The organism is Streptomyces sp. AA4 (genome assembly GCF_000158875.1).
GTDB lineage: Bacteria > Actinomycetota > Actinomycetes > Mycobacteriales > Pseudonocardiaceae > Amycolatopsis.
This window is the reverse complement of record NZ_GG657746.1, coordinates 2,771,532-2,785,237: the sequence shown is the minus strand read 5'-3', so window position 1 is coordinate 2,785,237 and position 13,706 is coordinate 2,771,532. Positions and strand designations below refer to the sequence as shown.

The window sequence follows — 13,706 nt, the reverse complement described above, 5'->3', positions numbered from 1 at the left end:
GCACGTTCCCCTCGGCAGAACCGGATCCCGGCGCGAGTTCTTCCCGCTCAGGCGGTCGCTTCGATGACCCGGCCGAGCGCGGCGTGCAATGCCTCGAGTTCGGAGACCTCCATGCCGAGCCGCTCGACGACGCGGTACGGGATCTTCTCCGCCTCGGCGCGCAGCTCGCGCCCCTTGTCGGTGAGCTCGACGGTCAGCTGGCGTTCGTCGGCCCGGCTGCGGCCGCGGGTCACGTACCCGATCGCCTCCAGCCGTTTGAGCAGCGGCGACAGCGTCGCGGGCTCGTGCCGCAACGCCGTGCTGAGGTCCTTGACCGACCGCGGCGACTGCTCCCACAGCGCCAGCATCACCAGGTACTGCGGATGGGTCAGCCCGTGCGGCTCCAGCAGCGGCCGGTAAATCGCGATCACGCTGCGCGAAGCGACCGACAGCGCGAAGCAGACCTGCCGGTCGAGCTTCAGCGGGTCCTCGCCAAGGTCGATCTCGGCCACTCGTCCTCCTCGTGCTCGGGCCTACTCTAGCGCGGGCTGCACCACACTATTAGTTAGCGTACTAATCATTAGGGTACTGTGGCCGCAAACCCCGAGGAGGAGCGATGACCGACCGGCCCGGCGTTCTCCGCTGGTTCGTCTACGCCGTGAGCGGGCGGCTTCCCGAGCGCTACCGCGACTGGCTGCTGCACGACGCGACGTCCAAGCACTGGAAGGCCCGGCACGTCCTGCGCGCGACGGTGGGCATCGCGCCGCTGTGCCTGGTCTGGCTGCTGCTGCCGGCCCCGCTCGGGCTGCGGCTGGCGATCGTGCTGATGGCCGCGCTGGTGTCGTACTTCTACTCGTGCGCGTACATGGAGGAAAGCATCGACCACCGGTTGTCCCGCAACGGTTTCCCGCCCGGGACCGGCAAGCGGATCCGGCGCGAGAAAGCCGCCGAGGCCAACGCCGAGGCGACCGCCCGGTACATCGCGGCCTACCGGCAGGACCCCGCCGACTAGACTCGGGAGCCGATGAGACGCAAGCGCCCGGCCCCGATCCCGCCCCGGCACGGCCTGGACCCGGCCCGGCTGCGGCTGCCCGAGGAGGGGCCGTGGACGACCCTGCTGGAGCACCTGGTCGAACGCCTGCCCCGGGTCGCCCCCGCGCGGATCGAGGAAATGCTGCACGAGCAGCGAATCCACGGCGAGGACGGTCCGCTGGGCATCGACGCGGCCTATGTGCCCGGTTCGTTCATCTGGTTCCACCGCGACCTGCCGGACGAGGTGCCGGTGCCGTTCGACGTCACCGTCCTGCACCGCGACGACCACCTGCTCGTAGTCGACAAACCGCATTTCCTGGCGACCATCCCGCGCGGGCGGCACGTGCTGGAAACCGCCTTGGTGCGTCTTCGCCGTTCGCTGGACCTGCCCGCCCTCTCCCCCGCGCACCGCCTCGACCGCGTGACGGCCGGGTTGGTGATGTTCGTGATCACGCCGTCCGCACGCGGGGCGTACCAGACGATGTTCCGCGATCGGTTGGTGCACAAGGAATACGAAGCGATCGCGCCTTATGACCCGACTTTGGAGCTGCCCCGGGTGGTGCGCAGCAGGATCGTGAAGGAACGCGGCGTGCTGGCCGCGCAAGAGGTGCCCGGGCCACCGAACGCCGAGTCCACAGTGGAGCTTCTCGAACACCGGGACGGACTGGGCCGCTACCGCCTCACGCCCGCGACCGGACGCACGCACCAACTGCGGGTGCACATGTGCTCCTTGGGGATTCCGATCCTTGGCGACGATTTTTATCCGGAGCTGCACGAGAAACCGCTGAACGACTTCACGAAACCGTTGCAGCTGCTGGCGAAAGTGCTGGAATTCGACGACCCGCTGACCGGGGAGCACCGCCGGTTCACCAGCCGCCGGACGCTGTCGGCGTGGGATTCGCTCGACGCATGGGCTAGTTGACGGATACGGCGAGGAAGTGCGCGCTGGCGTTGATCAGGAGCGGGTCTTGCTCGGTCAGGCGAGCGCAGCGAAGGGCCGCGTTCGCGCGTGCGTCGAATTCTCGATCCCGGCCACGTCTAGCGCGGGCCAGGCCGGCCCTTCCACTCCGTACACGGAAATCCTGTTCAGGCCAGCGGTTTCCAGCTCGTCGCGCAGCTCGTCCGCGGTGTGAAAATGCGCGGGAACGAAACCGACGTGGCCGTCATAGCGGCCGGTGTCGATCAGAGCTCTTACCGCCGGGGTTAACTCCTCGGTGAGCTGACCATTGGTTCCGGTCTCCATGACCGAGAGATAGCGGCTGATCGCAGCGGCGACCACAATGCCTCCTGGGCGAAGCACACGCCGGGCTTCGGCAAGCGCTTGCTCGCGATCACCGGAGTCCGTCAGGTGATAGAGCGGACCCATTAACAGCACGACATCCGCACTGTTTTCTGGCCAAGGCAAGGTTCGCGCGTCGCCGACTTCCGCTGTGACGCCTTCGATTTCAGCCGCCTCCGCGACGTGCCTCGGCACGGGATCGACTACGTGCACCGAATGTCCGTCCGCGGCCAGCCAACGGGCGTGCACACCAGTCGCCCCGCCGACGTCGAGCACTCTCTGCCCAGTCGGCGGTATCGCTCGCCGCACGAGTTCTTGCGTGCGCAGAAATTCCAGCCTGCCGTGCGGCGATCTGACCAGCCGCGCGCTCTCCGTGGTCTCGGTGCCGTAGTGCTCAACCAAAGTCATGGCCGCAACAGTGACCGAATTCCCCTGCCACAGCAACGGATTTCCGACCGGACGGGTGCCCGGCGGCGGCAGGCACCCGTCGCGGCGATCACCTGGTCCAGAACTTGATTCCGCTCCACTGCACGGTGATCGGCCCCGCGCCGCTCGCCGTCCGGTACGACCCGAACTTGTCGTAATAACTACCCGATGGGCTGGAATCGGTCTGCTTCAGCGAGCCGTTGATGTATACCTTGTGGGAGCTGCCCACTTGATTGATCGTGTTCACCCGCACGGAAGTCCCGACCGTCGCGCCGGTCGCCACCGTCTGGCCGTTCTCCACGGTGTAGAGCCGTCCGCCCTTCTCCACCGCCAGCAGGAAATACGGCCCGGCGTCCGACCCGTCGCGGAACGTCTGCTTCAGGCTGATCCGCGAACCGCCCATGCTGGTGATCTTGAACGAGCCCTCGAACTGGTGCGTGCCGCCGGTGTAGGTCTCGTAGCGGCGCTCGGCCCGCTGTTCGCCGCTGCCGTCGGAGCAGGTCAGCGTGAAGGTGAGCCCGCCGATGTGGCCGCAGCCCTTCTGTTGTTCCTGGTAGCTCGGCGACCAGGGTTTCCAGGTGCCGCCGCCGACCTGGGCGTCCGCGACCGGGGCGAGAATCGCGATCCCGCACACCGCCGCCGCCAGTGCTCCGCCGATCCGGGTTCTCGTGCGCACGTGCCAACCTCCGTGGAACTCAGGGCGGCGGCAGCGGTACAGGTCCAGACCACTGGCTGCTCACTGTAAGTCCCCCGGCCGGTCGCGGACAAGGCCTCCTCCCTTGACGACTTTGTTTGTCACTGCTTGGCTCAGGGGATGCAGGACGTCGAAGTGATCGAGGACCCCGCCGTCGCGGCGGCCGCGCTGGACCCGGTGCGCGCCCGCCTGCTGGCCGCGCTGACCGAACCGGCGTCCGCCGCGGCGCTGGCCGCCCGAGTGGGCCTGACCAGGCAAAAGGTCAACTACCATCTGCGCGCGCTCGAATCGCACGGCCTCGTCGAACCCGCCGGAACCCGCCAGTGGGGCGGCCTCACCGAACGGCTTTTCGCCGCCACCGCCAGCGCCTACCTGGTCTCCCCCGCCGCCCTCGGCGCCGCCGGTTCCGCCAGCGTGAAGCCGGACCGCCTGTCGGTGAGCTACCTGCTCGCCGTCGCCGGCCGCACCCTCCGCGAGGTCGCCGGCCTGGCCCGACGCGCGGCCCGTGCGGGAAAACCTCTCTCGACGCTGACCCTGGACACGGAAATCGCCTTCGCCTCCGCCCGCGACCGTTCCGCGTTCACCGACGAGCTGACCACCCTCGTGACCGACCTGGTGTCCCGCTACCACAACGAATCCGCCCCCGACGCCCGCCTGCACCGCCTCGTCGTCACCGCGCACCCCAAGCCTGCGGAGTAGTTCATCCGAACAGGTGTTCGAATGTCGTGTAGATTGGAGGCATGAGTCAGGCATTCCAGGGCTCGCTGTTCGGTGCCAGCGGGCCAGCCACCCTAGGCCCGCTCTCCGGCGTGCAGCGCACCGAGTTAGGGCAAGGCGCGTGGATCGACGTCCTGCCCGGGTGGCTCGAGGGCTCCGACGAGCTGTACGAACACCTGGCCGCTGAGGTCCCGTGGTACGCGGAGCGTCGTCAGATGTACGACCGGGTCGTGGCTGTGCCGCGGCTGCTGTGCTTCTACCGGGAACACGCGCCGCTGCCGCACCCCGTTCTCACCGAGGCGCGAGAGGCGCTGTCCGCCCACTACGCAGCCGAACTGGGCGAACCGTTCCGCACGGCCGGACTCTGCTACTACCGCGACGGCCAAGACAGCGTCGCCTGGCACGGCGACGACCTAGGCCGCGGCCGAACCGAAGACACGATGGTGGCGATCCTGTCCGTCGGCGCCGCCCGCCACCTGGCCCTACGCCCACGAGGCGGCGGGGAATCCCTGCGGTACCCGCTGGGCCACGGAGATCTGATCGTGATGGGCGGGTCCTGCCAGCGGACGTGGGAACACGCGATCCCGAAGACCGCCCGCGCGGTGGGGCCTCGGATCAGCATCCAGTTCCGCCCGAGAGGGGTGAGATGAAAGGTCCGGCGAGAGCGGTGTCGCGAGGGGCTGCGGCGACGAGTTGCGGTGACGAGGTTGCGAGTACCTGGCCGGGCTGAGTTCGACCCGGCTGTCTTGGCCATCGCGGGGCGCTGTCTGGTCAGTTAGGTCGTCTGGTGCGTTCGTCAGTGCACTCCGGACTCGGCCGTGCCGCCGCACGCCACCGCGGCTGGTTCCCCCAGGTCGCCTCGCCCGTTCATCAGCACACTGCCGATTCGTCGGCGCACCGCTACTCGGCCGCGCAGCCCTGCACCCCAGACGCCGCCGGTCCAGCCAAGCCGCCTCGCCCATCCATCAGCGCTCCGCTGACTCGTGCCGCCCTGCACACCATCCGCACGCCGCCGGTCCAGCGAGCCCACCTCGCACGGCCGCGAACGCACCCCGACTCGCCCTGCCGCACCCACCGCGCACCGCCGGTCCGCCCGCCCTCACGCACCGCCGATTGAACAACCCGCGCACGGCGGCTGCCGTCGGTGTGGCCATCGCCGAGCCATCCACCGGAACCCGCAGCAGCAAAGTCACTCCCACCGCCGCACGACACCCGCGCACCAACCGGGCCTGCCCCGAGGCGACCACCCGGGCGCCCAGCGATCCGGCCTCAGTCCACCAGCACCGGCAGCGAGTCGAGTCCGTACACGATCGACACCTTCCGGAACGCCAGCTCCTCCGGCTGCACCGCCAGCCGCAGGTTCGGGAAGCGCCGGACCAGTGCCGGGTACGCCGCCCGCAGTTCCATGCGGCCCAGTTCCGCGCCGATGCACCGGTGGATCCCGTACCCGAACGCCAGGTGCGAGGACGGCTCGCGGGTCGGGTCGAAGCGGTCCATGTCGCCCTTGCCGAGCACTGGATCGCGGTCCGCGACCGACAGCGACACCAGCACGATGTCGCCCTCGCTGATGTGCACGCCCGCGATGTCCATGTCCTGCTTCGCGAACCGCGGGAACGCCATCTGCACCACCGTCAGGTACCGCAGCAGTTCCTCGACGAACCGGTGCACCGAATCGTCGTCGCCGCGGACCGCCTCGAACGCCGCGGGGTCGCGCAGCACCACCAGCGCGCCCAGCGCCAGCATGCTCGCCGTGGTCTCGAGGCCGCCGGTCAGGATGCCGTCGGCGAGACCGGCGAGTTCGCGGTCGTCGATCTCGTCGCCGTGCTCCTTGATCAGCATGCCGAGCAGACCGTCGCCGGGCTGTTCGCGCTGTTTGCGCACGATCTCCAGCAGGTACCCGAGCGATTCCGAGATCGCCCCCAGCGACGCGCCCGCACCGCTGAACAGGTCGAACCGCGCGGTGCTCAGCCGCTGGAAGTCCGCCCGGTCCTCATAGGACACGCCGAGCAGCTCGCAGATCGTGAGCGACGGGATCGGCAGCGCGAACTGCTCCCACAGGTCGACCGGCCCGTCCGCGGCGGCCATCGCGTCCAGTTGCTCCGCGACGATTTCGTCGATCCGCGGCGTGAGCCGAGAAAGCCGGCGCATCGTGAACTCGGGCGTCAGCAGCTTCCGCAGCCGCGTGTGGACCGGCGGATCGGCGAAGCCGAGGCCGCCCGGGTTCTGGTCCTCGGTGACGCCCGCGTTGCCGACGAGGTTCGTGAAATCGTTGCTGAACTCCGTGCCCTTCCCGAGGACGGCCTTGGCCTCCTCGTACCCGGTCACGAGCCAGGCGTTCATCCCGAACGGCAGGTCCAGCTTGCTGATCGGCGCCTCGCCGCGCAGCCGGCCGAGGTCCGGAAGCGGGTCGAGGCCCTGGCGGCGCAACGGCTCCAACGCCGAATCCGGCAGCAGCGCCATCTTCTCGAGATCGAAACCGCGCTTCTGCTGGCGGGCAAGGTAGCGGCGGCCGGCCCAAGCGAGGATGCGCGAACGGAGACTCCCCATGGCGGCGACAGTACCGCAACCACCCCTCGCTCCGGTCCCGGGCGGAGACGCCCGTCACCCCGTGACCAGCGCAAGTCCACAGTGGACTCCCGTCACCCGGCCAGGTGACGGCCTCCGGGAATTGTCAGACCCCCCGGACAGAATGGCTCGCGTCGGCACGACTTGCGTGACCAGCCGGTCGCAGCCGGTGAAAACACGCGACGCGAGTCCCGTGAGGGGTTCGCGAAGAAAGGGAGGAACCGGATGACTGCGGCGCTGATCGGGCGGCCTCACCTCGCTGCGACCGTGCCTGCGCAGCTCTCGCGCGCCACGGCCAGCCACGCCCTGGTCGTCGCCGAGGCCGGAATCGGCGAGATCACGCTGGTCAGCGCACTGGCGGACGACGCGCGCGCTCGTCCTCTGCGGTACCTGCGGGGAGTCCGGGCCCGCGCCGGGCTCTTGGCCGTGGGTCCAGGTCATGCGCGCGCTGCGCCGGAAACCAGCCCCGCACGAACGGGCCGCCGCCAGCTCGCCGACGCTGTCCGCGCTGCTCGGCGAAACCCCCGAGCGGCCCGACGCCGTCGCCCGGGCGCTGGCCACGGTGGCGCAGGAACGCCCAGTGGTCGTCATCCTCGCCGACCTGCGCTGGGCAGACCCGGCCTCGCTGCCGCTGATCGAGTTCGCGGACCGGCACACCTGGGTCGAACAGCCGCTCATCGGCACCTACCGCGACGTCGAGGCGGACGCGCCCAGCCATCCTCTGCACGAGCTGATGCCGCCGCTGGCCGTGAAAGCGACCACGATCACGCGCACTGGCTTGGACGAAACCGGAGTCACCGAGCTGATGAACCGCACCGTGGGCGCGGATCCGGGTGCCGAACTGGCCGCCGACGAGCACCGGTGGAACCCGTCCTTCGTGGCGCAGACAGCGCCGTTGTGGCGCAGCGGGAGCACACAGCCCCCGGAGTCGCCGACGCACGCCAGCGGCGGGCTGTCCCTCTCCTCCGGCCAGTCACCGAACTACTCACGAACGCCGCAGTGCTCGGCCGCGAATTCGCCGATCAAGTTTGTCCGCGAGGCACAGGCAAGACACTGCGGCGGCAACGCGGTCGAACCCCTCTCGCTCGGCCGCGTCCGGCTGGAACTCGCCGCCCGCACCACGATCCTCCGGGTACTGGCGACAGCACGGCTACGCGCAGCTCCTCGTCCGCACTTCTTGGAAGCCAGACCGGCGCGGCTGGCCACGGCCCGGCTGAGCTACTTCGCCAAGGCCGACAGCAGCCCACTGCCAAGCGGCCGGGGGTGTGGGAACGGATCCACCACGGCTGCGCACAACCAGGGCTCGTTCGTCGTGGCGAACGTCAGGCGATTCGCCGCCAATCAAATGGCAACGAGGCCAGCGTCGGGGGCAGAATCACGGCATGGACCCGGAGCTGCCCACTGTCGGCATGCGTTTGTGGCGCGCTGATGCCGTTGTGCTGTTCGACTGGCTGATGACCGTCGACCTGGACACGGTGCCGATCACCCATCCCGCGCAGAAACAGGCGCTCGTCGACCTGCTGTCCGGATTGGAATACGCGACGGACCGCGACGTCGCTGGGTCCACGGCCGAGGAAATCGCGGCCGCGCAGGAAGAAGTCGCCAAGGACATGGGCTGGTAGATGCGTCGCGGGCAATCTCGACAACCCACAGTCGCCCACGCCAGGAGCGGGCCGGGGTGCGCACACCAAACGCTTGGTACCCGTGACCGGCGAAGCGTCGGGAACAACCCCGCCGGTCACGGAAGCCTCACTCTTCCCGCAACGCCAGCGCCACCGCGCCCAGCAGCGCCGCGTCCTGGTCGAACCGCGCCGGTACCAGCTCCGGCGGGAACGGCACCGCCGCCGCCAAGCGTTCCCGCAAGGCAGGCAGCAACACGTCAGCCGACCGGACCAAACCGCCGCCCACCGCGATTCGGGCGGGGTCGAAGGCGATCGCCAGGTTCGCCACGTGCATGGAAAGCTCGTCCAGCGCCGAAGCGACGAGTTCCTTCGCCTCCGGGTTTTCCCGCGCCAGGGCGAACAACTCGCCCGCCGTGACCGGGCGGCCGAGCAGCGCGGTTGCCCGCGTGCCCAGCCACCGGCCTCCGACGGCTTCTTCCAGCGGCGCCGCTCCGCTGGCGAAACCGTCGGCGTCTTGGGGGGTGCGCAGGTTGTACCCGATCTCCCCGGCCGCCCCGTTGGCACCGGTCAGCAGGCGGCCGCCGACCAGGACCGCGGCGGCTATTCCGGTGCCCAGGGAGAGGAAGACCGCGGGGTCGGCTCCCTTCAACGTGCCCCAGGTCCATTCCGCCAGCGCCGCGGCTTTGGCGTCGGTGCCGACCGCGACCGGGACGGCGGGGAAGGCCGCGGACACCAGTTCGGCCAGGCGGAGTTCTTCCCAGCCGGGCACGTTCGGGGCCAGCAGGATCCGGTCCGGCAGCACGATTCCCGGGCTGACCACGCCGATCGCGGCCGGCGGGGAACCGGCGGCCAGTTCGGCAGCGGCGGCCAGGGCCCGCGTGACCACCTGTTCGGCGCCTGCTTCGGCGTCGGTGTCCAGGCGGCGGGTCGCGAGCAGCGTGCCGGTCCGGTCGGACAGACCCAGCGCCACTTTCGTGCCGCCGAAGTCGATGCCCAGGATCAGGTCGTCCGATGTCACTCGCGGGTCCCCTCGATGACCGGCGGGACAGCCTCCTGGCCGTCCCGGTGCGGACCGGCGGGCACCACGACCCGGCCGGTGTTGAACCCGTCGACGCTGACGGTCGGGGCCGCGCCGTGCAGGTCGGCGGCCCGGTAGCGGACGGTCAGCGTCTGCGACTGGCCCGGCCACAACGTGATGTCGTTGTCGTCCCAGAGCGCGGCCGGCAGCTGGGATCCGTCGGTGGACCGGCGAACGTCCGCGCGCAGGAAGAAGCCGACCGCGGAGGTCTTCGACGTGTTGGCGACCGTCACCGTCGTCGCGGTGTCCGTGCCGTCCGGGCCGCGCGACGGGCGGGTCGACGCGGACACGTTGGCCTGTGACTTCGGCAGCTCGCGCAGGCCGGTGAGATCACCGTACTGGCTCATCGTGGCCTGCGGATTCTGCAGCGTTTTCGCCCAGTCGACCACGTCCTTCTGCGTCGACATCCAGTAGACGTTCCGGTCCACGACCTTCCCGCCCTGGCGCACCTCCAACTCCACGAAATACGTCTGTGCCTTCACCGGCGCCTTCGTCTCCACCGGGACCTTCGGCTTCAGCAACCCGGTCGCGACGCCCTGGCTGTCCAGCGAAACCGCCGGAGCGGTCTGGTCGTCGAGGACCTTGCCCGCGGTGTCGTACACCTTGGCCTGCACGGAAATCCCGTTCTGCCGCGCGGCGCCCAGGTTGGACAGCGCGACCGTGCCGGTGTCATAGGCGTACAGCGCGTGCAGCGGCTTGTTCGCCTTCTGCGCACCGAAATACGCGCCCGGCTGGTCGCCGTCGTTGTTGTACAGCGCCCACAGCAGCGTCGGCCAGCCCTTGTTCAGCTGCCAGTACACCACGCCGGTCGACGGGTTCTGCTTGTCGTTGGCGTGCGCGAGGAACGCCTCGAACTGGGAACGGGTGTTCTCGTAGTTCGCGATCTGCGCGGACTCCACATAGGACTCCAGCGAATCCCATTTCCCGTACCGGCGGGCGATCGACTCGTCCAAGGTGTACAGCGTGCCGAACTTGTAGCCGCCGTGCCCGGACTCGTAATTCGCGTGGTACTGGTTGTACGCCGGGTCCTGCCACAGTTTCGCCTGCTCCTCCGGCGACAGGAACCGCCGGAGCGAATCCAGCGTCGGCACGGTGTGCCCGGCGCTCTGCTCGCTCGCGAACCCCCAAGCGCCGCCCGCGTTCGTGCGGCTCGGGTCGGTCTTGTCGAAGGTCGACGAGTCGTACCAATAGGTCGGCGGGACCCAGTCGTACGGGCCCTCCTTCTCCCCCGACGGGCCGAGCGTCTTGGTGCTCTTGTACTCCGCCGACGCGATCACCGGGACGTCCCAATCGGCGGCCTTGAACGCGCTCAGCGTCTCGGTTTCCTGCCGCGGGATCGGCTCGTTGTCGCTCCAGCCGTAGGTGATCACGCTGGGGTGGCCGCGTTCGGCCTGCGCGATCGAATACGCGGAATCGTGCATGATCCGGTAGTCGCGGTCGGTCAGTTTCTCCGGATGCTCCGGCTGCCAGGCGTCGCAGCAGAGGAATCCGCCGAGGACCAGCAGTCCGGCGCGGTCGGCCTGCGCGTAGAAGTCCGCGGGCATGTCGTGGCCCTCGAGCCGGACGCCGGACAAGCCCAGGTTCTTGATCAGCGCCAGCTGGTGCGCGATGTCGGCCTTGTCGTAGCGCAGGAACAGGTCCGGCGCGAAACCGCCGCCGCGGAACACGAAATCGCGGCCGTTGATCGCGAACTTCCGCGCACCGTCCGGCAGCGCCGGGGACTTGCCGATCAGCTTCGACGTCACCGTCCGGATCCCGAATGTGTCCGACGACGACGTCGAGACCACGCCGCCCTGCGAAACTGTCGTACCCAAGGTGTACAACGGCTGGGCACCCATCGAGTACGGCCACCACACTTGCGGCTTGACGATCCTCAACTGCGGGAATTTCGCCGGCGTGAACGTCACGGTTTGCTTGGTGTGCGCGGGAATCGTGACGGTCTGCCTGGCCACGATCGGCGCGCCCCGGCCCGGCGGCGTGACGGTCGCGGTGACCTCGCCGGTCTGCGGCGTGCCCGCGTCATTGGTGACGTCGACCTTCGCGGTCAGCGAAGACGTCGACAGATCCGCCGCGTTGTCCTGCACGACGTGCGCGTTGTCGCCGCTGAGCGCGTCCGACAGTTGCAGCGTCGGCGGGAACTGCAGGCCGGTGTTGTTGTCCGGCACAATCTGCGCCCAGTCGGCTTGATCGAGCGTGTACATCGAATTCGGGTCGTTCGGGTACATCTTGACCGCGAGCGTGTTCTTGCCCGGCCGCAGGAGTTTCGTGACGTCGAAGGTGTGGCTCGCGTACGCGCCGCTCACCACGTCTTTGCCCGCGACGAGCGAGCCGTTCAGCCAGACGTCGCCCTCGCCGACGACACCCGGGATGGTCAGCTTCGCGTTCTTGCCCGGCCGGAAACCGGGGTTGAACTCGGTGCGGAACCACCACGGGTCCTTGAACTGCTTCGTGACGACCGGCCCGCGCTTCGTCTGGTAGCCGAAGCATTTGCGCATGTTGTCGGAGTAGAACACATCACGGCACTTGCCGTTTTGCACCAGCGCGTTGATCTCGGTGCCCGGCGCGCCCGCGTCGTCCGGCTTCACCTTCAGCCAGCCGCGCGTCGGGTAGCCGGGCTTCGACACCGCGGGGCCGTCGTCCTTGACCTGCGCGGTCGTCAGCACTTGCCAGCCGTCGAGACCGATCGTCGACGGTCCCTGCGGACGCGCCGCCGCCGTTTCCGGCTGCTGGGCCGAAGCGGTGGCCGAAACGACGCCGGGCACGAGGACCAGCGCGGCGATCCCGGCGATCAGCGGTTTCCTCACGACTCCACCCCCGCGGCCGGTTGAGACGCGAACGCCTCGCGGATTTCCTTGGGCCCGAACGGCCACACCTTTTCCTTGGCGGCATAAAACGCGAAGGCGATGACCCCGAGAACGATCCATGCGGCCGTCAGCCACTTCGACAACGGCGTAGCGGAATGGAACACGTAAACCCACCCGAGCGCCGCGATGATCGTCGGCACCGGATACAGCACCTGCCGGTACGGCCGCTTGAGGTGCGGCTGCCGGCGGCGCAGCACGACGATCGCCGCGACCTGCGCCAGCGACTGGATGATCACCAGCACGGTGACCGCCGCGTTGATCACGTCGGTCAGGGTGAACAGCGAACCGATCGCCGTGATGACGCCCATCGCGAGCACGCCCGCGGTCGGGAGGTTCAGCTTCGGGTGCAGTTTGCCGAACACCGGCAGGAACACCTTGTCGCGCGCGGCTTCGAACGGCACCCGCGACCCGCCGAGCAGGCCGGCGAACACCGAACCGACCGCGGCGATCACGATGAAGACGGTGACGATCTTGGCGGCCACCGAACCCCACGCCTGCTCCAGCACCGACGACGCCACCGACGTCGCGCTCTTGATCGACTCCAGCGGCTGCGAGCCGAGGACGCCGACCTGGAGCAGGAAGTAGAGCGTCATGATGCCGAGGATGGAGAAGATGATCGAACGCGGAAGCGTGCGGCCCGGGTTCCGGACCTCGCCGCCGAGGTACGCGCTCGTGTTGTAGCCGAGGTAGTCGTAGACGGCGATGACGAGACCCGCGCCGAGACCGGACCAGAACGCGCCGCCCGAGCCGAAGGCGCCGGGAGTGAAGGCGAACGCCTGGTGCGCGTCGAAGTGCGTGAACGCCGCGATGATCACCGCGAAGACGGCGAACAGCATGATCAGGAACAGCGCGGTGGTGAGCTTGCTGATCTGGCCGATGCGACGGAACAGAGCAAGCACGATCAGCACGACGAGGCCGATGCCGATGGCCTTGCCCAGCGGGGTGACGCCGTCCGCGTCGGTCACGCCCGGCACGAGGTAGCCCAGGTACTGGACCAGCCCGATGATGCCGGTGGACATGATGAGCGGGATGAACAGCACCGCGCTCCAGGCGAAGAGGAACGGCATCAGCCGGCCGGAGCGGTACTGGAACGCTTCGCGCAGGTAGATGTAGGTGCCGCCGGCCCCGGGCAGCGCCGCGCCGAGTTCGGCCCACACCAGCCCGTCGGCGAGCGCGATGATCGCGCCGATGATCCAGCCGAACATCGCCTGCGGGCCGCCCATGGTCGCGACCATCGCGGGGATGGTGACGAACGGGCCGATCCCGCACATCTGCGTCATGTTGATCGCGGTCGCCTGCAGCGGCCCGATCCGGCGTTCGAGACCGTTCCCCGGAAGGGTCGCGGAGTCCCCCGGGCGGGTGGGTGAGCTCACGTCGTGCCTCCATCCAATAGTTAGTAAAGCTTCTTAACATAGAATGAACGGGGTGCGGAAGGGCTGCGTCCGGAAAG

At 69.0% G+C, this 13,706-nt stretch carries 13 protein-coding genes; 6 read left to right on the top strand and 7 right to left on the bottom strand.

Annotated features, from left to right (window positions below; translation table 11 throughout):
• Positions 1–47: 47 nt before the first annotated feature.
• Positions 48–491 (bottom strand): MarR family winged helix-turn-helix transcriptional regulator, encoded by a 444-nt coding sequence (locus SSMG_RS12935; protein WP_009076367.1) that lies wholly within the window; start codon positions 489–491, stop codon positions 48–50.
• A gap of 104 nt (positions 492–595) precedes the next feature.
• Between SSMG_RS12935 and SSMG_RS12930 the strand changes: the two genes are divergently transcribed.
• Together SSMG_RS12930 and SSMG_RS12925 are read left to right on the top strand one after the other, a co-directional pair.
• Positions 596–991 carry a DUF5313 domain-containing protein gene (locus tag SSMG_RS12930; RefSeq protein WP_009076365.1) on the top strand — a complete coding sequence of 132 codons (396 nt, stop codon included), beginning with the start codon at positions 596–598 and terminating at the stop codon, positions 989–991.
• Positions 992–1,003: 12 nt separating this feature from the next.
• Positions 1,004–1,933 carry an RluA family pseudouridine synthase gene (locus SSMG_RS12925; protein ID WP_009076363.1) on the top strand — a complete coding sequence of 310 codons (930 nt, stop codon included), beginning with the start codon at positions 1,004–1,006 and terminating at the stop codon, positions 1,931–1,933.
• 54 nt (positions 1,934–1,987) lie between these two features.
• On the opposite strand, the gene SSMG_RS12920 is transcribed toward SSMG_RS12925, so the two are convergent.
• The gene (locus tag SSMG_RS12920; protein WP_199841132.1) at positions 1,988–2,698 is read right to left on the bottom strand and encodes a class I SAM-dependent methyltransferase; all 711 of its coding nucleotides are present in this window, start codon (positions 2,696–2,698) and stop codon (positions 1,988–1,990) included.
• Between the two features lie 88 nt (positions 2,699–2,786).
• Positions 2,787–3,392, bottom strand: coding sequence for a hypothetical protein (locus SSMG_RS12915; protein ID WP_009076358.1), 606 nt, complete (start codon positions 3,390–3,392; stop codon positions 2,787–2,789).
• A 138-nt stretch (positions 3,393–3,530) separates the two neighbouring features.
• Between SSMG_RS12915 and SSMG_RS12910 the strand changes: the two genes are divergently transcribed.
• Together SSMG_RS12910 and SSMG_RS12905 are read left to right on the top strand one after the other, a co-directional pair.
• Positions 3,531–4,109 (top strand): helix-turn-helix domain-containing protein, encoded by a 579-nt coding sequence (locus SSMG_RS12910; protein ID WP_037713516.1) that lies wholly within the window; start codon positions 3,531–3,533, stop codon positions 4,107–4,109.
• Positions 4,110–4,150: 41 nt separating this feature from the next.
• Positions 4,151–4,777, top strand: a complete 627-nt coding sequence (locus tag SSMG_RS12905; RefSeq protein ID WP_009076355.1) for an alpha-ketoglutarate-dependent dioxygenase AlkB — start codon at positions 4,151–4,153, stop codon at positions 4,775–4,777.
• Positions 4,778–5,396: 619 nt separating this feature from the next.
• On the opposite strand, the gene SSMG_RS12900 is transcribed toward SSMG_RS12905, so the two are convergent.
• Positions 5,397–6,674: a cytochrome P450 gene (locus tag SSMG_RS12900; protein WP_037713514.1), complete on the bottom strand. Its 1,278-nt coding sequence runs from the start codon at positions 6,672–6,674 to the stop codon at positions 5,397–5,399.
• A 598-nt stretch (positions 6,675–7,272) separates the two neighbouring features.
• Between SSMG_RS12900 and SSMG_RS12895 the strand changes: the two genes are divergently transcribed.
• Both SSMG_RS12895 and SSMG_RS12890 read left to right on the top strand, forming a co-directional pair.
• Entirely contained in the window at positions 7,273–8,121 is an 849-nt protein-coding gene (locus SSMG_RS12895) for a hypothetical protein (RefSeq protein WP_286156952.1), read from the top strand.
• The gene (locus SSMG_RS12890) at positions 8,102–8,314 is read left to right on the top strand and encodes a hypothetical protein (protein WP_234392821.1); all 213 of its coding nucleotides are present in this window, start codon (positions 8,102–8,104) and stop codon (positions 8,312–8,314) included. Before SSMG_RS12895 ends, SSMG_RS12890 begins: the two co-directional genes overlap by 20 nt.
• A 127-nt stretch (positions 8,315–8,441) precedes the next feature.
• On the opposite strand, the gene SSMG_RS12885 is transcribed toward SSMG_RS12890, so the two are convergent.
• Genes SSMG_RS12885 through SSMG_RS12875 form a run of 3 tightly spaced genes read right to left on the bottom strand, consistent with a single transcriptional unit; the run spans position 8,442 to position 13,629 of the window.
• Positions 8,442–9,332: an ROK family protein gene (locus SSMG_RS12885; RefSeq protein WP_009076349.1), complete on the bottom strand. Its 891-nt coding sequence runs from the start codon at positions 9,330–9,332 to the stop codon at positions 8,442–8,444.
• Entirely contained in the window at positions 9,329–12,196 is a 2,868-nt protein-coding gene (locus SSMG_RS12880) for a beta-mannosidase (protein WP_009076347.1), read from the bottom strand. The genes SSMG_RS12885 and SSMG_RS12880 overlap by 4 nt, the downstream gene beginning before the upstream one ends.
• Positions 12,193–13,629, bottom strand: coding sequence for an APC family permease (locus SSMG_RS12875; RefSeq protein WP_009076345.1), 1,437 nt, complete (start codon positions 13,627–13,629; stop codon positions 12,193–12,195). The genes SSMG_RS12880 and SSMG_RS12875 overlap by 4 nt, the downstream gene beginning before the upstream one ends.
• Positions 13,630–13,706 lie beyond the last annotated feature (77 nt).